A 20,980-nucleotide genomic window follows, 5' to 3' on the forward strand; every position below is an offset into this window, starting at 1 on the left:
TCTCCGCCATTTTTTCAGCGCAGAGAAGATCACAGTGCGGCATTGAACCATCCCCTCTCCCTTTGGGAGAGGGCCAGGGTGAGGGGGATCTTGTCCTCCTTACGGCCCCTGTGGCTCGCCACCCTCTTGCTCCCGCTGATTGCCATGATTGGCAGCGCGCAGGCCAGCGATCTGGGCGCCCTGCTCGGCGGCGGCAACGACAGCTTTAAAAAGGTGCAGCCGGGGCAAACCATCCAATTGCCGGAGGATCACGCCGCCCACCCCGATTACCGCTCCGAGTGGTGGTATCTCACCGGCAACCTCAAGGATGAGCAGGGGCGCGAATATGGCATGCAGTGGACCCTGTTTCGCCAAGGTATCGAACAAGAACTCCGCACCAGCAACCCCTGGCTCACCCCCCAGCTCTGGCTGGCCCAGTTTGCCATCACGGATCTCGACCGTGGCAGCCACCAGCAAGATGAGCGGGCCAGTCGGCAGGGGCCGGGACTGGCGGGGGCCAGCGGCGGTCAATATTGGCTCAGGGAGTGGCGGCTTGCCTCCCAAGGGGCTGCGCTGTTCCCCGCCACCCTCAAGGTGCAGAGCAAGATTGGCGAGCTGAACCTCACCGTCACTGCCGCCAAGCCGCTGGTGCTGCAAGGCAAGGCCGGTTACAGCGAGAAGAGCCCGGGCAACGCCTCCTTTTACTACTCCTACCCGCGCCTCACTCTTCGCGGCACCCTGACCCGCGATGGCGAAACCCGCACCGTCACCGGACAAGGATGGTTTGATCACGAGTGGAGCAGCTCGGTATTGGCCGAGTGGCAATCGGGCTGGGACTGGTTTTCGCTGCAACTGGCCGATGGCCGCGAGCTGATGCTGTTTCGCCTGCGCACCAAATCGGGCCGCGCAGAGCCCGAGAACCGCTACGGCATCTTGATTGAGCGGGATGGCAGCAGCCGGGTGCTCGCCCCCGACGCGATTCGCCTCACCCCGGGCAACACCTGGCGCGGCCCCAAGGGGCAAGCGTACCCCGTCGAGTGGCAGCTAAACGCCGCCGGAATGAGCCTCACCATCAAAGCCCGTCAGCCCAATCAGGCCATGACCGGTCGCTTTGACTACTGGGAGGGAGCTGTCTCGGTCTCGGGGGATGCCAAGGGGGTCGGCTATCTGGAGATGACCGGTTATTAGCCTGCGACCATCGCCGGTTATCCCTTATTCTGACGCTTGATTCAAAAGCAGGGTGCTATCAAGAACTCATTAAAATCCGACAACCTGGACAGCTTTTTACTCAACACTTTTTACTCAACACTTTTTACTCAACACTTTTTACTCAACAAGGGAAGTCAGCGTTTGATACCCTGCGGATGAGGTCTCATGGCGTATTTTCGTACAGCACCCATGGCGACAGCATTAACCGGTTTGATTCGTTCAATTCATATGCAGCATGCACAAGGATGGCATTTATGTGGCAAGAGATCTGGCAGACCATCGTCTCCGAGTTCACCGATATTCAAGATATCAAGCAGATGACCCAGATTGTATTGCGCCTGCTGGTGGCAGGTCTGCTCGGCGGTCTATTAGGCTACGAGCGTGAACAGAAAGGGAAAAGTGCCGGTATCCGCACCCATATGCTGGTCAGTATTGGCGCCGCCCTGTTCGTGCTGATCCCCCAGCAAGCTGGCGCATCAACTGCCGACCTGACCCGGGTGTTGCAGGGTCTCACTGCCGGGGTGGGATTTCTGGGGGCTGGCACCATCATTCTGGGCACCCGACAAACAGAAACCAAGGGGCTGACCACGGCCGCCGGTATCTGGGTCACCGCCGCCATCGGCATTGCCGCGGGTATGGGCCGAGAGTCCACCGCAGTGCTCGCCACCCTGATCGCGCTGTTTATTCTGACCATCGTGCCTTGGCTGCTGGGGATCAAAAAAGAGGGCCGTGAGTAATCCTCATTGACCCCCCACTGACTGCGGCCCTCTGCAGATACCGGCCACCCGAGTGGCCGGTCTGCTCGATGACCCGAAATCCATAGCCCTTATAACAGGGCATCACAGTCATATCGCCCAGCCACTTCTGTCACTTGGCGCCAGTAGTCCAGGATGTCTTGTCTGCTTGTTTATTGAACACCGCCACCCACTCAACCCGCTGCTAACCTGGCTCAAGTCTGATCCTCGTCAAAAAACCTTTCAAAGTCCGAGCAATAACTAACTTTTTACTCACTTTTATTGGTAGGTGTTTGATACCTTGCTCATCTGGCCCTCACAGCCCCAAAAGCAGCCGAGGTAAGCCCATGATTTACCCATTTTCAATCTGGTTAAAAGCAGTACTCAGGGAGCTGTAACCCCGTGCGGTAGCTATCCCAGCAGGAAAATGTCATTAAGCGAAGCGCATTGCTCCACCACCTTATTTAAAAACATTGAGAATAGAGCAATTCCCTATCCTTACGTCTCGGTAAACTGGCTACTCCAAAGCCAGTTTACACGTCACAAATAAAACTCATTTTCCTACAGCAATGAGAGTCGTTGATACATCAATTTTTCAAAGAGGCGATAATGTTAGATAGCATTATAAGTAAGGCAACAGGTGGCTTAGATGGCTTGGTTGATGAATTAATAAAATCCGTATCAGGTAAACTTAAAGAAAAAATAACCAATGCTTTTTCGATAGAAAAACTTAAGTTTTTCAAAAGAAATGTTGAACGAATTGGATATGTAAAAACAATATTAAACCCTGATTCCATTGTCTCTCTAAATGAGATATTTTTTGATAAAGCAGTTTCTTTCGATGGCTTCAGTATAGATACATTTAGCCAACTTAGAAATAAGCATGTTTTAATTGAAGGTGGCCCTGGGCAAGGCAAGTCCTTATTTTTACGTAAAATATGTATCAACGAAGCAAATAATAGTTCGCATATACCGATATTCGTTGAATTTAGAAACTTAAGATTCGAGAGTTCCTTAAGAGATGAATTAATATCTGCGATTAATGAACTAGGAGTTTCTTTAGACTTTTCTGTTTTTGAACATCTAGCCACTTCAGGGAAAATAATTCTTTTTTTGGATGGCTTTGATGAAATTCCTAATGACAAACGTTCTAAGATAGCACGTGAACTAGAAAATATTGCTAGAGCTTTTCCAGAACTCAGAATTGTTGTAACCTCACGTCCAGATTCTGGCATGGGTTCATCAGTTTACTTTTATAAGCTTAAAATAGATCCAATGCCCCTATCAGTTCAGAATGAATTCATAGAGCATATTTATAAATCAAAAAAACAATCTGAAAGTATAAATGCCATTTTAAAAAATAGCACGTTCTTATCTGATGTCACAACCTCGCCATTATTACTTACATTATTTTCAATAACATATAATGCGCGCCAGTTTAAGCCGGATAGCTTATCTGAATTTTATAGCCTAATATTTCCAACTATGCTCTATAGACATGACAGAATGAAGGTTGGGTTTGAAAGAAATAGGATTTCCGGACTGACTGATTATCAAATGCAAAGGCTATTCGATAGTTTAAGCTTTCTATCTTTAAATGATAATCAAACTAGATTTTCAGCTAGTAAATTTAGAAAGTATCTAGAAGATGCATCTAAAATTGAACGTTTGAACGAAAACCTAGAGGATGCGCTTATCTCTGATATTTCAGATATCACAGCATTAATTGTAAGAGATGGATTTGATCATTACTCATATACTCACAAAAGCATTCAAGAGTATTTTTCAGCAGCATTTATTTATAGGTTGAGTGAGAATAAGAAAGGTAAATTTTATCAGATGGTGATTGACAATATACATGAGTTTAGAAAATGGCAAAACGTACTATCTTTTTTGAATACTATCGACGAACGAAATTACACTAAATACTTTCTAATCCCCTATAAAAAACACGCTCTATGCCTAGATATCAATGGAAGTGTGTCCATCAACTACAGCGCTCTTTTAAATTTAATTGGCCGAGACTCAAGAGTAAAAGTCGATGAGAATGGTAATATTATTGATTTGTATTGGGGGGATACATTATCATCCGTCTTATTCATAGAGTATTCTGCATTTGCCAAGAATGTTGTCTCCGAATACTTGAAAAGTATTTCAAAAACAATCGCAGAACACATTTCATATTGTAATCAGGAAGATTACGAGACATTCCAAACATTTGATGGTTATTTCATCATACTCATTGACCATATAATAAAAGAAACTCACAAACAAAAAGAAATTTGCAAAAAAATATCTATTTCATTTGACAAAAGTCATTTTAAACGTGAGGTTTTATCGTTAGAGCAAGACCTCAATATTGCAGATAGGATGACAGATCAAATTTTGCCATTTTAATTTTTTGCGACAAGCAAGAGCAAAAAACATGCTATTTATTTCATTGCTTTATTGTTAATAGCTCTAAAGTAGATATTTATTATGATGCTTATATCTATGCTTGACTCACATATCAGGATGATAACTTCCATGTACTTTGTTGAACTACTGTTGCAACAAAAAGCAGGTGAGAGTCTCAACTCGAAATTATCGAAAAGCCCTTTCGCTGTAACCTGATATGTCAGTTTCAAAAACTTGCGAGGGTTAAACTTTATATACCTAATAGATAAACCGATCGTGATGGATATGTTTTTCTCTGAGGCTATAATCCTCCTATCATCAGAAAAATATTACTGGATACACTCCAGCTCAAATACATTCCATAGCAATGTTTTGAGAAAGAGTTGAGATAGGATTACTTCCCGCCCCCCAGCGATTGAATAAACGCCAGGGTACGACGATTAAACTGCTCCGGCTGTTCCACATTGCAGACATGGCCGCACTGTTCGATCACCGCTAATGAAGAGCTGGCATCGCGGGCCACCTGTTCGCGCACCGGTGCCAGAAACATATGATCCTCCTCCCCCATCACATAGAGGGTGGGAATGGGCAGGGAGCGTTCGCGGAAATAGCGCATCAGCGGGTTAACCTCGGTGGCGAGGCGGAACCAGCGTTTGAACTCCTTCTGGCAGAGCTTGCGGGCCTCGCGAACAAAGAGGTTGCGTGACTCCTGATGGTGCTGGCGCGGCATGATGATGAAGGCAAACAGCCGGTAGAGCCACATATAGGGCAGGAAGTGCTGGCCGAGTCGGCCCAGTTGCACCAGCACCCGCGAGCGGATATCGAGCCGCAAAATGGCGCCCCCCAGTACCATGCTTTTCACCCGCTCCGGGCAGAGCTCGGCCAGATGACGAATAAGGATGGTGCCAAGGGAGATGCCGACAAAGTGGGCGCGGCGAATATCGAGATGATCGAGCAGCCGAACGATATCTTCGGTCACTTCCCGAAAGCTGTAGTGGCCCTTGACCACCTGTTGCAGCTGGTGAGACTGGCCGTGGCCGCGCAAATCCAGCAGCAGCACATTGAAGTGCTCGCGATAGGCGCGCAGCTGCTTGAACCAGATGGAGGAGCTGCCACCGGCGCCGTGGACAAACACCACCCAATCCCGCTCGGGACCCAGTTCGAAAGTCTTGTGATACAACATCCAATAGGCTCCCTTGGTGATGGGGGGTATACTCGGCTGCGCGCATATTAACAGAACAGGCCCGCCGATAGATATGCGCCTGACATGACCCGGATCACCCCTTGCGCGAGAACTTTCCATGGATTTGACCCGTTTGCGCCACTTTCTGCTGACCCTGCCGGGCGCCACCGAAGATACCCCGTTTGGCCCGGAGATCCTGGTCTACCGCATCGCGGGCAAGATGTTCGCGCTGGTGGATTGGCAGGCCGAGCCGCTTACCATCAACCTCAAATGTGAGCCCGAGCTGGCGTTGCTGCTGCGCGAGATCCACCCCGAGGTCAAACCGGGCTGGCATATGAACAAGTTACACTGTCAATAATACACACCCTGATTGCTGCATTTATAAAGCTGACTACCAGCTCGGATGCACATGATTGAAATCCCAATCTGCTATGCCCTCACAACCAGATACCAAGTAATCTGGAGGCACTGGCTCCGTTGGGCTTGCCATTAGATGCATTCTTTCAAGACAAGCTTTTTTTGCTTTATCACCTAGCTGGTCCCACCAAGAAATTCTAATTGCGTGGTTCTCGCAACATGTTAATGCGAACCTGAATATCACGTCCTCTAGTCTTTTTCCATTACGGATATTATTTGCAAGTGAATCAATTAAAGACATACACGTTTTTTCACTTGATACATGCCACGCGAATCCAAATACCCATCCACCTTCAACCGGTGCAGTGAAAAAAGTGATTAAATCTAACGGTAGAAATCCTATGCCTACATTCTGTAAAAAGTTGCCATCAAAGTCATAGTCCGGATACAAAAGTCCAGAAAACTGAGCGTTACACTGAGAGGTCGAATCAAAACATATAAATTCAAAATCTTCATATTTCTCATTGATCAGGGCATAATCATAAGCATTTTTATGATACATGAGATTTGAAAGCCCCCTTTTATTCCCTATCAATGAGCCATGAATCATAGGCTTCCAATCAGGATCCAATGTAGGATGAACTACAACTTTTTCTAAAACTGAAACGGCATTTTCCTTTACAAAAAGTTCTCTACAAATACACCGATAGGCATACAAAGCAATTTGCTTTTTATCATAGACGAAAGGAAAGTTATCAATTGGTTCAAATAATTTATTATCATGCAACTGGCAGAACCCATCAAAAGTAGAAGCTTTTTTAATGCCCGTTTTCTTAAGCATTGGCTTGCCACCAGTTTTCTTAAGTATTGAAAGGTCACCACTTAAACAATATACATGGTTACCTTCTGCAATTTGTGATAGCTGACCTTTATTTTGTATGGAATGAGCAGATATTATTTCATTGCAACGCTCGCCTTTATCATAATGCAAACATCTACCACGTCTATCTTGATCCTTTGATAACTTTTGAAAAATATTTGCCATACTCATATTGGAGCGCACCAGTTATTAACTTAAATAAATTATGTATTGGGGCTCTCACCCCAATACATTACACTCTAGCGATTTGCCGGATGGATTTTTTCATTCATTATAGCAATGATCTGTTCAGCACTAAGGCGATCTGCACCGTGAACAGGGTCATATACTTCATTGAACACTGCTAACATTCGATGATAAGCCCCAACCATTTCAGAATGAGAGTTAAACTCTCTCTCCTTGAACATAGCGAATCGATTTAGTTTATGAACATAAAACTGAGCACAAGACATGTATTCACTTTCATTATTTCCATCAAAACCAACGAACACCTTAGCCGGATTAAATCTTGTGCCTTCTGCAATAGTGGCCTTATCCGCTTCTGTCATCTGATTATATGAGCCTTCAATAACCAAGCTCATTTGCATAACATCAGACACAAATTTAAAGCGAGGGTCTTGAATCTCTGAGCCGAGATGTTGACCATATTCATGGTCTATAGCCCACTCATTGCCGCTCAGAATTGCATCCGAAATCATCTCGGCATCATATTCATTACGAATGTTCAAATTTTTGTGGATATCACACAAAAGACCAATGATCAATTTTTGTTCAGGTGTAAACTGCATCTTAACTGCCTCCTTGTGAAAAGCCCTTAGCTTACACTGTCTAATGTGCCAAAAACGAGACAAGAGTCAAATAGATACAACATATGTAGTGATCACACTTCGGCGTTATGAAAAACATATGCAGCAGAAATATAGAATGATGTTCAAGTGTATTTTCATATACTTAAGGCTTATAGTGTTTTTAACTAAGCTATAACAATAAAGGCCCCTTCGGGGCCTTTAATCGATCAATTCTGACACCTGTTTAGCAAGTACATCAGCATAAATTTCTCGGCATTTTGATTTCAAATTTTCAACAGTGCGAGCGGGCAGGCAATCATACCTGCTTATATTGAAACAAAAACCATCTTCATAATCTTCAATCACTGGTATAACAGTGAACCAACCGTCATCGATTTCTAGCTGGACGCTGATATGATCATCGACCTTCACGAAAATAACATCACGATCAACTTTATGCTCAGTACCGAACATCCAAGCTACGTTATGTAAATCGGTCAGAGGAATTGATTCATGTTTACAAGATTCAATGCTCGGCGTGTGGTCACGATTAAGAGTTCCGGCGATTTCTGCGACCAATGCTTGTTGATAGCTGTCAGTACGGACGTGGTATTCATTGTTAGCAAATCGAACAAGTGACGCTCTAATCTGATCTTCATCTTGAAGAATAAATTCCCCTATGCCAGTAGTTGGACCTTCTAGTTCAAGAATCAGTTTGCCGAATGGAGTATCAACTGAACAAATGTTTGTGCCGATAATAACATCGCTGATTAGATAGCCTAGGTCTTCTAGGCTATCGATAACGGGATTCATGTAATATTCAAGGGCGTAATCATTCATTTCTTTTTCGGATATTTTTTTCATTTCCATTTAAACGCCCTCCACACTGTTATAAGCACCACGGAACCGTTTCATAGTGAGTCGCACAGCTTTTGCGGGCAGGGCACAATGACGGCTGATAATCTCGAACACCGGTTTATTGTCGATTTCGAATTCAGCGTGAACAGAAATCAGGTGGCCGTCAGCTTCAATGATTACATGGAAATTCGGATCAGCGTCATCGATATATACCGCATCTGGTGTAGCCCAGCGGAGTTTCTCACCGAACATCCAAGCGATGTTACTCAGATCGGTCATGTTCACTTTGTCGTATAGCTCTTGGCCTTTGACGTGATCGAATTCATCAAGCAGAACATCAACAATCTCGCTGACGATAGCGGTGCTGTGGTAATTAGTGCCGATGATTCGGAATCGGTCGCCTTCAAATGTGATTACTTTGCTTTTACTCAGTTCGCCTTCAATAAGGTCTTCAATAAAAACGTGGCCATTCTCGATGATAATACCAGTGGTGATACCGAGTTTAAGATCGAATCGGAATCCGGTACGAGTTTCGTATACAGAGCTGCACGGGATTTCGAGTTTATGAAAACGGGTTTGGATATGTTCAAGGATTGACTCTTGAATCAGGTTGTAGACTTCAGAATGGGTGAGTTTTTTATCTGTTTTGATTTCAATAATGGGCATTTTTCAGTCTCCTTTAAATTAATGGGTCATAATATGTTCCTCAGATAATGTAATTTTCACAAAGTAATGTTGTTCGTCAACACAACAATATTATCATGCGTTATGCTGACAATAAACAATTAGCACTTGAAATTATCGGCAGTGATATGATTCATGATGATATCTAAAGCGGCATAAAGTCCAGGTGCTGTGATAATACCAGAGTTTTTCCAGTAATAAGAGCGATCTGGCTTTGCTGCTTCATACACTGCACTAAAATCGAGTCCACCACCGAAATCAAAATCAAGTTGAAAGTGATTGGTTCCGACGATTAAAGTGATCATGCTTGTTGAACTGTCGGTAAAGAATACTCTATTACCGTCTTTTTTCATTGAATAGCGATTGGTTAAATCTCTCGCTTGAAATTCACGGATAAAATAATCAAGTAATGTTTTGTTTTTGAACCGTGACTTCACCGTATCGTTAGGGATAAATGTATTCCGATATTCTGTTTCTTCGCATAAAAGGGTCCATTCTGTACCCTCACCAAATAGACTACTGTAATATCCTTTCATCAAACACGCTCCCAATGATTTGATTTGCCGCGAGTGAATAGCATGTCATTCACCATGAGGGAGTGAAGTTTGTTGTCTTTGATTTCATATTCAATGCTGGTGGGTTTGATACCGTGACGCTTGCAGAGAGTGGAAATTGATTTGAAAATATTCGGGATGTGTTGTCCGGTGGTATTTGCGATTGATTTCGCTGTTTTATAGATCATATTGTCTCCTTTGTTTCGATAGAGTGATCATAACATTGATTATGACGACTATAAACAAAGGTTGACAACAGTGTGAAATGTGAACTAAGAAATTATTAGATCGAAAATGTTTACCGTTTTTCGAGGCGTAATTATAATGCAGTTATCACGAAGTGATTTCGCCGTCAGGCGATAAGTATTAACACTTAATAATTATTATTAAAAAATAATCATTATAAGATCGTCGCGTAGCGACTTCGGCGTAGCCGATAATTATTACTATAGTTAATAGTATTGATCATAATACTACTCAATGATAATCGCTTACGCGAAGTGCTACACACATATGATAGCAGTTCAATAATTGATCACGTCGCTCATAATCCTGTCCAGTTCATCAGTCTCGACTATCTTCTAGTAGCTATAACAATCCACCAGCTCTAATGCTACGCCAAACAGCTCAGGAATCGATTCCATCACTTCACTAGTGTCATCATAGCTACCTACTATCAGATCGCGATAAACCGCTGGCAGCGAGCTACTAGCGATTTCTTCGATTTCGTCATCAAACATGCAAATTACCGATCCGTTCTTCTTCGAGTTCTCGATCACGTTTTGCGACTTCTGCAAGTTCTTTCAGCTCGTTACGAATCAGATCCACTAGCAGGTCACGCGGGATACCTGTCATACCAGCAAATGACGGATTAGGCTTATCCTTCTCAAGGCTATTAATCCAGTCATCTTTCAGCCCGTACCAGTAACAAGTACGAATGAAGCGGCGAATCTCTGACTCGAATTCTGGGGCAATTGTGCTGGCTACTTCTTGAAACTGTTCTTCTTGTTGATCATTTTGCTGTTCGATTTCTTGTTCTTCGATCTGAAATCCTGATTTGATATTAAACATTCTTCTTCCTCATATTCTTGAAGTGGTTATTACGTTCATCGGCCAGACGTTGCTGGTGGCTCTTAGCACTCGTTTTCAATGCATCTGTGAGCATTGTCATCAGTTCGCTGGTGGGATCGTGGTATGGCGTTACAGCTTGTTTCCCTGAGCCGGAAATACTGATAGCTATTTTATGGTGATGATCCAGAACTCTAATGCCGGACGATTCGATAAAACGAAAGTCTTTTGATTGAATGATTGGGATATTGGCTTTTTTTGCCAGTAGGTTCAGAAATTCAGTGGGTGTCATATTAGCTCCTTTGTTATGAGCTATTTATTGAAACTCGCGTGGAGCTTTTAATCAGGTGCCTTTACAGCTGGTGTCACTGAGCTGATTCCATTGCTTAGTTCATTGCGCACAATTTCGCGGTGAAAATCCAATCTACTATTCCCTGAGTAGATTAATCCGTACAGAAATTTGCAGATTTTAGATACAAGAAAGCCGCCCGAAGGCGGCTGCGGAGCTGATATCGTGGGGCACCCAACCCACTTGTTATTTAAGGGGGCCGTTTTATTGAGATTTATACGAAATCATCACAGTCCCCGTTATCTAGATTTTTCTCTGAAAGTGAATCCAGAAAGTAAAAATACACTATAGATAAAAATGTGAACAAGATCATGATCATCTTCATTTGAAGATGGTAGATTGTGTCGTCTAAAATTTCTCCGTATATAAGGTGTTTGCTATGTATTTCTATGTGGATGAAACAGGGCATACTGGCCCTAACCTTTTTGATAAGTCTCAGCCTGTTCTTTCTTATGGTGTTTTGTCATGCAAACATGATATTAATAAAGTAGCAGAACGAACAGTTATCAAATTAAGGAAAAAACTAGGAGTGGATCGTCTTCATGCTGCTGAACTCGGAATGCATCGACTTTCTGAGGTTACAGACGAAATTTTAGCGTTACAGAAGCAGTTCAAATTTAGATTTGATATATGGCAAGTGAATAAAAAAGACCATGCGATCATATCTTTCTATGATCAAGTATTTGATCAAGGCATAAATCCTGCTGTTACATGGACCTCATACTGGACGCCATTACGATATGTATTGCTAATCAAGATTGCGTATCTATTTGATGATGAACTAGCTAAAAAGGCATGGACAGCACGTTTAGAAGCTAATGACGACAAATCACAAGCCCTGTTTAGTGAAGTATGTGAGACATTATTAAATCGTGTATCTGTTATTCCAGATGAACGTTCAAGAACATTGATCACAGACGGCCTTAGATGGGCCAATGCTCACTTCAAACAGCTTGGTTATAACTGTAAGCAAAATAAAGAAAAACTACAGATAATGCCTAACATGGTAGGATTTCAGTCTGTAATTCATGGCATATGCGCTCGCCTTAACGGCCCTAATCGGAGAGCTGAAATTGTTGTTGATCAACAGTCTCAGTTCAATACCACTCAGAAAGAGTTGAGCGAGTTTTACTATCAGATTAGAGAGCAGCCTTGGGCGATAGGCCCAGGATTACCGGTAATGGATCTACGGAATATGCCAGCAAAACCTTTAGTTTTTCTATCCAGTACGAAAAATATAGGTCTAGAGCTTGTAGATTGCTACCTATGGATCTTTAAACAATACATTGCAAAAAAGGACTTACCTAAATCGCTTGAGAGATTTGTTTATGTTAATAGAAACATATCTAAGACATCGATCATCTCACTAGATGCAATTCAAGACAGAAGCTTAGAGTTTTTTGAAAACTTGCCAGAGCCCACAGAGGAAATGATGAATAAGGCAAAAGAGCTAACAGCCATGGAAGAAGCTCGACGTCTCCAGCATTGTGTTTAATAATCAATGATTATTCATCAATACGACTAAAGCTGGTGGACAGATGTCCACCAGCTTTATACAAATAGTGATTTTAGGTATGCCTGACGCTGTTCTTTGCTCTGTTTCAAGAAAGTGTTAGAGACTTTCGCACCGTTCGATTGCCAGTGTTTTTTGACCTCTCTCACTTTGTTTTCCAGGCTCATAGCATCAACATACTTGCCAGCCTGCTTGTAAGCGTACAGGCCACGAAGCGCGTCTGATTCATCAAGTCCGATCTCGAAAGCTTTTACAGATACGGTATAAGCGTTCTGGTGACGAAATCCCGATACAGTGCAATCAATGATCTTTTGCACTTCTTTGTCATACCAGCGGCGAGCGCGATCTGTGTCAATGCCGTCTGAGTTCGCGTGTTCAAGTCTCATGCGTTCAATGTCTGCGGCTTCCCGCTTTTTCTGATTGTCATATTCTTTCTGAACACGGTCGGCAATTGCTAGTGTCTTGCAATTGCCGTTGTAATAAGCGTTTGCATCATGGCTCAGGTAAGTGCCTCTGTTAATGTTCTTGCACTTATTATCAAATTCACAGGTAATATCCATACGTTCTAATAGCTTCATGATCTTCTCATAAGCCAGAGAGTGGAACGCATTATCATCTCTAGTGGCATCCGTCTTGATTGCAAACTTCAATCCACCACTCGGCGATCTGAACATGAACAACACGTGCGGCCAGAGTGAGCTTTCTCTGATTTGATTTGCAATTGATCGGACATAAGACTCGTCATATTCATCGAGATCCATCACCATGATACCGTGACAGTCTTTCGGCAAATACAGTGAGGCACCTTGATTCCTATCATGGTATCTATTGTTAAAAAACACCAACGGCAGTTCGTTTTTCAGTTTGTTTCGTGCTTCCTTGTCTTCCTCATTTCGTATTTGTTCCGTCTTCTCTTTCAGATAATCAGACCGCATCAACTTGATCAGTTTTTCGATTGAGTGTTCACTGAGACCTTTTTCAAGTTGATTTAGTTTCAGGCTTACCAGTATTTCATTGTTAATCATTTTCCGTTTCTCCTATAATAAAAATGTTCAAAGTCATGAAAGTCATGATCTTGAAAATGTTCACTATCAGAACATGGTATTTTAAACATTGAGTCATTATCATGGTGAACAAGACACTTATCATTAGTCTTAAAAATCGCGAATTTTTGCGCAAAAACGGTATTTCTTATATATTAGTAACATGGTGTTTTTGCGCATTTTTTCGCGATTTTTCATTGTGTGTTGTTGTTTACACACCCCAATCGGCATCAGATTTTAAGTGTTTGACAAGTTTCTTAGGTGAAAAACTATTCAATAACTCTCTCATGTTCATGCCTGTGTGTTTGCATACTTGACTGATCTCGATATTGTTAGCTTTTAGCTCTTTCTTTACCGTGCTCAATTTCTTTTGCTCGGCAAGTTCAAGTTCAACGTCCCACCATGCTTTTTCTTCGATTATCTCCCAGCGTTTCTGTTCCTTGTTCTCAACCCAACCCATCAAATATCTGAATAAGTTAGTCCGAGTCCTTGTGTTATCGTCTCCGTACCATTCAGTGTTAACTTTTTCGTTAACAACTGCTTTCCAGAACTTATCGCACCATTCGTCCAACTTCTCACCAGTCATAACGATATTACCGGCCGCTTCTCTAACTGTTTTTACAGTGTCGTTCACCAGCGTCATCAACTCGTTTTCGAATACACCGTTATCAGTTTTGTTCTCGTTCATGCTCAAGCTCAGTATGAAATACTGACCGTTAGCGGTGAGCTTTTCATATACATCAAGGGCGTCTTGCCTGATATTATTCACCAATTGCATCTGAGTGCGGAAAGCAAAGAATTTTTGAATGTGAACGTTTGCAGTAAGAGGATCAACGTCTAATGCACTGGACACTGTTTTCACAAGTTCATCAAGTTGTTCTCCGTGCTGACTTTTACCAAGTTTGATATGCTTACGAATGCACTTACACAACGCGATTTTCGAGCCGCGACGACATTTAACACCGTTGTCGGAAGTGTTGACTGCATAACGCTCCGTCAACTTGTAGCCGAGTCGGTCTATGTTAAATAATACTGTATTGGTATTTCGCAGACTGTCGCACTGTTCAATGTAGCTTTTATAACGATCACAAGCGGCAGCGTGTTCTCTGTTATCAAATTTACACGATTGATTCATATATTGACCGAGTGTATTTCGTTCGACGTCTTTCAGTGAAAAGAATACTCCTTCCGATTCATCAGTTACCGTCACAGCGTTTTTCAACAGTGTTACTCTGCCGTTGCCACTGCCTGCGAATAGATAATAATATCCAACACCACGAGCGCGTCCAAATCGTTGGAATACCTTTCCTGCTTCTGTCTGCTCGGAGATAATACACACCGGATCGTTGATATTAATACCCGCTTCCAGTGAGCTGGTGGACAGAATAATGTCAGCGCCACAATCTGCTACTGTAGACGTTTTCATAATATGTTGAATCACTGCCGACTCTTGATTGCTTTCGCTGCATGAGATCTCGATTCTCAAATGCGGAAAAGCAGCCAGTATTTCTTCCCTGATTTCTATGCATTTGCTCTTTGAGTTGACAAACACAAGCACAACGAGATTTGTTTCAAATCTTGCGCCAACAACACCTGATGCAAAAGACGTTCTGAACTGTCTGATTTGTTTGCCGCTTGATACTAATTCGTCATCTTTCTCGATTTGAATAACGGTATATTCCCGTTTGAACTCTTTATCATAAACGGTAACACTGTCCCACTTGATGAAATCGATCTCTTGCAAGTATGTGGCTGAATAGCAGTAAACTGGCTTTGTCTTTGACTGTTCAATAAGAAGTGCGGTAAATCGCTCAACGTCTTTACGAAATCCACCCTCATAAATTAATTGGCATTCATCAAAATGAATAACATCGACTTTATCGGCTACTTCATCATCGAATTTTTCAAGTTGATAGATATTGGCCTTTATCCCTCTGCGCTCAGTTTCCTGCTCTTGTTGCATCATCACAGCTTTGACTGGAAAGATTACAGCTCCGTTATTATTCGCTGAATGCTGTGTCATTGCATGAGACTTGCCAGCTCCAGTCGGTGCAACAACTAAATGCATTCCGTTGGTAGTTGGCAGCTCATTTACTCGATCTGAAATGAACTCATTTAATTTTAAACTAACTGTTTTTTTGGCACATTTGCCTCCGGTTGTGTTTGACACAGTGATTCCTTTTTATAGTTGTTTTATGGTAGCGCATAATGTTATTTGTCACTTCAGTTTCTCCCGCTGATTATTCGGCGTGTTTTTCTTTCAGGATTTCAAATACCTTTGTATCAGCCTCTGCCGCACTCGGAATCTGAATGTTGTACTTGCGAATCAGGTTGCTGACTTTAGAACGAGTCATGCCTAATAGTGCGACCGAATAAATGGTCAGTCCATAGGTTTGAATAATGTTGCGCTCTCTTGCGCTCATAGTTAGTTTTTCTGCCACGTCGGCCTCCTTTGAAATAAAAATATGTTGTAATTTCACAGGTCAAAATAAAACCAGCTCAATGAACTGGCTTTAAAAAGGATCACTATGAAAAATACCTGTTTATTATAAAACATAAAAACAGGGTGATAAACATTACCAAATATTCAAATCAGAGGAAAATAAATCAATCAACTAACCACAGTTGATGCAGTTATAATAGCACTGCCTCCTGTGGTAATAAACATTCTGCTTATAGGGGGGCGGGCTATATAAACACACTGCTTCCTAACACAACCACGTGTATCTGCGGTTTATACAAATTCTATGGCCGAAACTTTTTTCTCTGGGGCTCCACGAGAGTGATAGTAAATAAAAATAAAAGGAGCCAACATGCTAAAGAAATGCACCCACCCGACTTGTACTAATGCCTTTGAAGGGAAAGGCTGGTATTGCCCAGAACACAAGAAAATCCACCAGCCACGCAAATACTCAAAAACAACTGCTAAGGGCTTAGACACAAATATGGATTTCTATAATTCATCTGGATGGCGTTCGTTATCTAAGAGCCATAGAATCAATTTTCCGATATGCGAACACTGTGGTCGTCGTCTTGCTGTTGCGGTCGATCATCATCTGGAACTGTCACTTGATCCGAGTCGTAATTTTGCGCGTTGTCGTGCTAACTTCGTATCAGTGTGTAATCCATGCCATATGTCTAAGACCCGTGAAATTCAAGGGCTTATTGCCAAGGGGGATATCAATAAAATCAGAGAATACTTGTTGATAGAACATCCTCGCCGTGAAGATACCGAGTATCTAAAGGACTGTGAAATCGTTATTCCAGTTTAAATCAGCGAAAAAAGTTTTTCAGGATTTTGATTTTTCACACAAGACAGAAGACTGTGGCTGTGTTGTGGTCATACATCCTCAATAAAACGCCCCCCCTATTACCAAGGAGCTATATGTTCAAGTTTAAATACCGATTTCAAAATCCACTTCGAATCATGAAAGAGTGGTGCAAATCCACTATTCAAAAGTTTAAGAAGTCTAGGGCCGACAATCGATACAATAATACCACGATTGTTATACCCTTCTTAGGGTACGATATTAACATGGTGTTATTCCACAAGGGGTATATGTACCGTGCTGAAATAACACCGTCGAATTGTTTAGTCGTTGATTTCAAAAATGAGCCGGTGATGGATCTTCGATTGCTCGCTGAAATATTCACGTTGGTGAAAAAGAACATGAAGGGATATCCGAAAATACCAGTGCAAAAGCAGCGGTAAAATCATTGTTTTATGACCAAAAATCGCTGTTTTATTGAATGATTTTCAGTAGTAATGATACTTAATGTGAGCCGCGACGCGGTTGTTATCTCTCACCTATCACTGAAATCCACTAAACAGGACTGCCGTTGCCTGTCAACTCTTACACATTTCATACGTCATACACATATCAAACGTCTCTCGGCATTTGTTGAAACGCCAATGCCTCCTGTTACCATGTTCTTATTGAGTAAGAAACAGAACGGATTAACTTGACAATGAAATTTGTTATCTATCACCGAGTATCGACTAAGAAACAGGGTGAAAGTGGACTCGGATTAGAAGCACAACAACGAGACACCGATTTGTTTCTGTCTCACTATGCAACTGATCCCGAAGTGCTGGAAACGTTCATTGATGTTCGTTCTGGTAAGGGCAGTCTTAATGATCGCCCGACATTGAAAGCAGCCGTCGAACTCTGCAAAGCCACAGGTGCAACTCTACTTGTTGCCAAAGTGGATCGTCTAAGTCGTGACGTTGAAACAGTCGCTCATATCATCAAGCTGGTGGACGTTCGGATTGCTTGTCTGCCGTTCGCTGATAAGTTCCAGATTCATCTATACGCTGCATTAGCAGAGCAAGAACGGGAGTTCATCAGCCAGCGCACCAAAGCAGCGTTACAAGCAGCCAAAGCGCGTGGCGTTAAGCTGGGCGGTATTCGTGACAATGTTCAAACAGACGGCATCAAGAAAGCCGCAGACGATAGAGCAGAGAGTTTAAGAGCAGAGTTTCAAGAAATGCGACGCAACGGCTACACACTGAAACGCATGGCCGAGAGTCTGAATGCTCGTGGTATCAAGACTGCACGGGGTAGTGCATTCAGTATCACAACATGCCAACGAGTTGTTCAGCGTCTTGGGCTATAGCCCGTTAAATCCCGTTCATTCTGCATTTAACGGGCATGAAAAAGGCCGCTTCGCGGCCTATTGATTGAGTTCTCTAATCTCGTCCAAGAATTGCTTGGTATCGGTCATCGAAACAACGGAATTTAATCCAGACTGTTTTTTAACCCCGACATTTATACCGAATATCTTCACATGCCCGTTCGTCAGATAGACCTTGATACTTGCAGTGTTCTTCATCCTATTGACAACGACTTTACTAATAACCCGCTTCAAAGCAACTCGCTGTTCATCAACTGAGCCAGCAAACACTTCTTTGATTTGCATAGTCGGAACAACGGCGATTTTTTGTGCATTAGCTACAGCGTCTTTTGCCTTAGCTATGTCTTTGTATACGTCCACCAGCGCGTCAACAGCACCAGCAGCTATCAGAGCATCTTTCACACCTTCCAGCTTAGCAAGTCTTGCCTGTAGTTCCGGCAGTTCGTACTTCTTTGTCTCGCTACTTTCATACGTGATACGACCCAAGCAATCTATCAACGTTTCATCAAAGTTCCGAATAGCCCGTTGATCACAAGCACCGACTTTTGCTCTTGAACATTTTCGATACCTTTCGCCAGCAGAGCCAAGCTGAACTGACAGCCCAGCACCACACTTACAAAAAAGCACGTTATGAAACGGACTCGATTGTCCTTTTCTCCCCGGCTTCTCACCTTTGATCTGAATCTGCTGCCATGTCGTGAAATCGCATAGTGGAGGGAATACATCTGACTGACTACTAACAAGATTATTTTCAGTGACTCTGATTTCGTCTCCGTTGTCGTCGTACTGCTTGATCGTCTTCATCGAATAGAAATCTTTCGTGCCATAAAGCGCACTGTTGGACAGCACGACTCGGATCGAAGTATGACCCCAATTACCACCACGAGAAGACTTTATACCCCGTCTATTCAGCTCAGACGCAATGCCAAGAGCACCTACACCCTTCAATCGAAGTGCGATAATCAGCCTGATAGTCTCGGCATTCTCATTGAGCACAAAGCCGTTATCTGTCTTGTCGATCCAGTACGGCCAGCGACTTACATCACCGTCTTGTCTCTTGCTCTTATATGCCGCAGATACCAGATCCGATTTGCGCTGACTCTCCTTCTCAGCCATGTCTGCCGCGACCATCAGCAAGATGTTTTGAACAACGTCATTCACGTTCTCTTTCGTGTAGACCTGTCCCTTATCGAGGATCACTAACTTGCAGTCATAGACACAGGTGATTGTGCGTATCAGCTCTTGCGTATGACGCCAGCCGCGACGACTAAGCCGATCTGTTGACTCAAACAGCACATAACTACCACGTGGAATCTTGCCCTCTGACATAGCTTTGATTAGCTGCTCGAACATAGGACGCTTGATCGACTTCCAGCCACTGACACCTAGATCGCGAAAGCTCGTTTCTTGAAGCTCGACTCCGTTTGCACTGCACCATTGCTGGGCTGCTTTGACCTGGCGGTTTATACTGTCGCCATCCGCTTGCTGACTTGATGAAAATCGAGCGTAAAGCCATGCTTTCATTAGATTTTTACCTGAGAAATACTGACTTGCAGATTGTACACATGAACAAGCAACACTGGAACACAGTGACCCTGAACAGCACCTTGCCAGATGATCTGTGGCAGGGCTGGGTGCACCACTCCTATGAGCGGGTTGTCGCGGGTCTGCCCAAAGCCAAACGGCCACAGGCGCCGCGCCCCCTCTCCCCCACTGACGACCCAACCTTATGACGCCAGCACTTAATCCAGCACTTTGCATTGTCCCCCTTGGTGAGGCACATATCCCCGCCCTCGTAACCCTGTTTGAGCAGGCGGTGCGACGCAGCGGCCCCGAGCACTACAGCGCCGAGCAGGTGGAGCAATGGGCCCTCGGTTCACAACATCCGGGCTTTGTCAGTCAACTGCGCGAGCACCACGGCTGGGTGGCGGAGCAGGCAAATGTGCCCCTCGGGTTTGTCACTCTGAGCCCCGATGGCCACCTCAGTCTGCTCTATGTGAGCGCCGACCATCAGCGCCAGGGGCTGGGCAATCTGCTGCTCACCACGGCGCTCGCGGGGGCCAGAGGGCTCGGTATGACCCTCATCACCACCGAGGCCAGCGCCTTCAGTTATGAGCTATTTTTACGACATGGCTTTACGTTGACCGGGCTGGAGTGCGTGGAGCGGGGCGGAGTCAGTTTTACTCGCCATCGCCTGCACTGCTGCTTGCCAAGCTAGGGCAAGCCACTAAAATACGCTTAATTTTCGTATTGTTACTGTATTGAGGCAGCAACCATGGTGGTAGAAAGTGAAGGCTATATCTCGCTGATCGAGTATCTGGTGGAGAGTTTGGGATTGTTTGAATCCCAGCAGCAGAACGATGGTGAAGAGACCATCGAAGATCTGGTCAGTGGTCGTGTTGCCAGCAACCTGATGGCCATTTGCGAGCAAAACCCCCAGCTCGATCCCAAGGTGCGTTTCGCCATCATGCAGGAGGCCGACGCCGTGGTCGCCGATCTGGAAGAGGTGCTCTCTGCCGTCTGGCTGCGCGCCCCGACCCTTGAACAGAAAACCTTCCTCATCGAGTTTATCGATCTCATCAAGAACCTGTTCGATAGCGCCATCGGCTGATCTGCCGTCCGGCTCTCCCGCCCAACGCAAGATTTCAAAGCAGCAGATAAGGAAAAGGGCCGCCTTGGTGGGCAGCCCTGCTTGCTATCATTTTCAACCCGCCAGTGCGTTCATTCATCAGGCGGTTATCAAGGCAAG

The 20,980-nt window shown here is 43.9% G+C and carries 22 protein-coding genes and 2 pseudogenes; 10 read left to right on the forward strand and 14 right to left on the reverse strand.

The genetic code is table 11. The features are described 5' to 3' along the window. Positions 1-126 precede the first annotated feature (126 nt). From ACTG2J_RS12655 to ACTG2J_RS12665, 3 genes are all read left to right on the forward strand, one after another. Positions 127-1,167 carry a lipocalin-like domain-containing protein gene (locus ACTG2J_RS12655; RefSeq protein ID WP_439997915.1) on the forward strand — a complete coding sequence of 347 codons (1,041 nt, stop codon included), beginning with the start codon at positions 127-129 and terminating at the stop codon, positions 1,165-1,167. A 275-nt stretch (positions 1,168-1,442) separates the two neighbouring features. Beyond that, positions 1,443-1,925 (forward strand): MgtC/SapB family protein, encoded by a 483-nt coding sequence (locus ACTG2J_RS12660; RefSeq protein WP_170872271.1) that lies wholly within the window; start codon positions 1,443-1,445, stop codon positions 1,923-1,925. A 606-nt stretch (positions 1,926-2,531) separates the two neighbouring features. Beyond that, complete coding sequence (locus ACTG2J_RS12665) at positions 2,532-4,319, forward strand: NACHT domain-containing protein (protein ID WP_236380327.1); 1,788 nt, start codon at positions 2,532-2,534, stop codon at positions 4,317-4,319. A gap of 394 nt (positions 4,320-4,713) precedes the next feature. Here the strand turns inward: ACTG2J_RS12665 and ACTG2J_RS12670 are convergent, their stop codons facing one another. After that, positions 4,714-5,502: an alpha/beta fold hydrolase gene (locus ACTG2J_RS12670; RefSeq protein WP_362810939.1), complete on the reverse strand. Its 789-nt coding sequence runs from the start codon at positions 5,500-5,502 to the stop codon at positions 4,714-4,716. A 118-nt stretch (positions 5,503-5,620) separates the two neighbouring features. Here ACTG2J_RS12670 and ACTG2J_RS12675 point away from each other — a divergent pair. After that, positions 5,621-5,851, forward strand: a pseudogene (locus ACTG2J_RS12675) (MmcQ/YjbR family DNA-binding protein); the annotation flags it as partial. 42 nt (positions 5,852-5,893) lie between these two features. On the opposite strand, the gene ACTG2J_RS12680 reads toward ACTG2J_RS12675, so the two are convergent. From ACTG2J_RS12680 to ACTG2J_RS12720, 9 genes are all read right to left on the reverse strand, one after another. Continuing rightward, complete coding sequence (locus tag ACTG2J_RS12680) at positions 5,894-6,910, reverse strand: hypothetical protein (protein ID WP_439997544.1); 1,017 nt, start codon at positions 6,908-6,910, stop codon at positions 5,894-5,896. 68 nt (positions 6,911-6,978) lie between these two features. After that, entirely contained in the window at positions 6,979-7,527 is a 549-nt protein-coding gene (locus ACTG2J_RS12685) for a YfbU family protein (protein WP_439997545.1), read from the reverse strand. A 219-nt stretch (positions 7,528-7,746) separates the two neighbouring features. After that, positions 7,747-8,397 (reverse strand): hypothetical protein, encoded by a 651-nt coding sequence (locus ACTG2J_RS12690; protein WP_439997546.1) that lies wholly within the window; start codon positions 8,395-8,397, stop codon positions 7,747-7,749. Next, a complete protein-coding gene (locus ACTG2J_RS12695) occupies positions 8,398-9,051 on the reverse strand; it encodes a hypothetical protein (RefSeq protein WP_439997547.1) in 654 nt (217 codons plus the stop codon). It abuts the gene before it with no gap. 119 nt (positions 9,052-9,170) lie between these two features. Next, the gene (locus tag ACTG2J_RS12700; RefSeq protein ID WP_439997548.1) at positions 9,171-9,605 is read right to left on the reverse strand and encodes a hypothetical protein; all 435 of its coding nucleotides are present in this window, start codon (positions 9,603-9,605) and stop codon (positions 9,171-9,173) included. Further along, the gene (locus ACTG2J_RS12705) at positions 9,605-9,811 is read right to left on the reverse strand and encodes a hypothetical protein (RefSeq protein WP_439997549.1); all 207 of its coding nucleotides are present in this window, start codon (positions 9,809-9,811) and stop codon (positions 9,605-9,607) included. Before ACTG2J_RS12705 ends, ACTG2J_RS12700 begins: the two co-directional genes overlap by 1 nt. 393 nt (positions 9,812-10,204) lie before the next feature. After that, on the reverse strand, positions 10,205-10,363 hold the full coding sequence (locus ACTG2J_RS12710; RefSeq protein WP_439997550.1) for a hypothetical protein: 159 nt from the start codon (positions 10,361-10,363) through the stop codon (positions 10,205-10,207). Further along, positions 10,356-10,694 carry a hypothetical protein gene (locus ACTG2J_RS12715; RefSeq protein WP_439997551.1) on the reverse strand — a complete coding sequence of 113 codons (339 nt, stop codon included), beginning with the start codon at positions 10,692-10,694 and terminating at the stop codon, positions 10,356-10,358. The genes ACTG2J_RS12710 and ACTG2J_RS12715 overlap by 8 nt, the downstream gene beginning before the upstream one ends. Continuing rightward, complete coding sequence (locus ACTG2J_RS12720; protein ID WP_439997552.1) at positions 10,687-10,983, reverse strand: hypothetical protein; 297 nt, start codon at positions 10,981-10,983, stop codon at positions 10,687-10,689. The genes ACTG2J_RS12715 and ACTG2J_RS12720 overlap by 8 nt, the downstream gene beginning before the upstream one ends. A gap of 436 nt (positions 10,984-11,419) precedes the next feature. Here ACTG2J_RS12720 and ACTG2J_RS12725 point away from each other — a divergent pair, with 436 nt between their 5' ends. Next, positions 11,420-12,535: a DUF3800 domain-containing protein gene (locus tag ACTG2J_RS12725; protein WP_439997553.1), complete on the forward strand. Its 1,116-nt coding sequence runs from the start codon at positions 11,420-11,422 to the stop codon at positions 12,533-12,535. A 56-nt stretch (positions 12,536-12,591) separates the two neighbouring features. Here the strand turns inward: ACTG2J_RS12725 and ACTG2J_RS12730 are convergent, their stop codons facing one another. The 3 genes from ACTG2J_RS12730 to ACTG2J_RS12740 all read right to left on the reverse strand — a co-directional run bounded on the left by ACTG2J_RS12730 (position 12,592) and on the right by ACTG2J_RS12740 (position 16,037). Then, the gene (locus ACTG2J_RS12730) at positions 12,592-13,578 is read right to left on the reverse strand and encodes a BT4734/BF3469 family protein (protein WP_439997554.1); all 987 of its coding nucleotides are present in this window, start codon (positions 13,576-13,578) and stop codon (positions 12,592-12,594) included. Positions 13,579-13,807: 229 nt separating this feature from the next. Continuing rightward, positions 13,808-15,766 (reverse strand): DEAD/DEAH box helicase family protein, encoded by a 1,959-nt coding sequence (locus ACTG2J_RS12735; protein ID WP_439997555.1) that lies wholly within the window; start codon positions 15,764-15,766, stop codon positions 13,808-13,810. A 70-nt stretch (positions 15,767-15,836) separates the two neighbouring features. After that, the gene (locus ACTG2J_RS12740; protein ID WP_408836044.1) at positions 15,837-16,037 is read right to left on the reverse strand and encodes a hypothetical protein; all 201 of its coding nucleotides are present in this window, start codon (positions 16,035-16,037) and stop codon (positions 15,837-15,839) included. A 372-nt stretch (positions 16,038-16,409) separates the two neighbouring features. On the opposite strand from ACTG2J_RS12740, the gene ACTG2J_RS12745 reads away from it, so the two are divergent. Both ACTG2J_RS12745 and ACTG2J_RS12750 read left to right on the forward strand, forming a co-directional pair. Next, positions 16,410-16,868 (forward strand): hypothetical protein, encoded by a 459-nt coding sequence (locus ACTG2J_RS12745; protein WP_439997556.1) that lies wholly within the window; start codon positions 16,410-16,412, stop codon positions 16,866-16,868. Positions 16,869-17,565: 697 nt separating this feature from the next. Next, the gene (locus ACTG2J_RS12750) at positions 17,566-18,213 is read left to right on the forward strand and encodes a recombinase family protein (protein WP_439997557.1); all 648 of its coding nucleotides are present in this window, start codon (positions 17,566-17,568) and stop codon (positions 18,211-18,213) included. 57 nt (positions 18,214-18,270) lie between these two features. On the opposite strand, the gene ACTG2J_RS12755 is transcribed toward ACTG2J_RS12750, so the two are convergent. After that, on the reverse strand, positions 18,271-19,755 hold the full coding sequence (locus ACTG2J_RS12755) for a recombinase family protein (protein ID WP_439997558.1): 1,485 nt from the start codon (positions 19,753-19,755) through the stop codon (positions 18,271-18,273). Between the two features lie 38 nt (positions 19,756-19,793). Between ACTG2J_RS12755 and ACTG2J_RS12760 the strand changes: the two are divergent. From ACTG2J_RS12760 to ACTG2J_RS12770, 3 genes and pseudogenes are all read left to right on the forward strand, one after another. After that, a pseudogene (locus ACTG2J_RS12760) lies at positions 19,794-19,964 on the forward strand (MmcQ/YjbR family DNA-binding protein); the annotation flags it as partial. Continuing rightward, a complete protein-coding gene (locus ACTG2J_RS12765; RefSeq protein WP_201992602.1) occupies positions 19,961-20,449 on the forward strand; it encodes a GNAT family N-acetyltransferase in 489 nt (162 codons plus the stop codon). The pseudogene ACTG2J_RS12760 and the gene ACTG2J_RS12765, both read left to right, overlap by 4 nt. Before the next feature lie 57 nt (positions 20,450-20,506). Continuing rightward, the gene (locus tag ACTG2J_RS12770; RefSeq protein WP_279502390.1) at positions 20,507-20,842 is read left to right on the forward strand and encodes a DUF3802 family protein; all 336 of its coding nucleotides are present in this window, start codon (positions 20,507-20,509) and stop codon (positions 20,840-20,842) included. The last annotated feature ends 138 nt before the right edge of the window (positions 20,843-20,980 follow it).

Source organism: Aeromonas sp. 6P, from assembly GCF_051919525.1.
In the GTDB taxonomy this organism is placed as follows: domain Bacteria; phylum Pseudomonadota; class Gammaproteobacteria; order Enterobacterales; family Aeromonadaceae; genus Aeromonas; species Aeromonas veronii.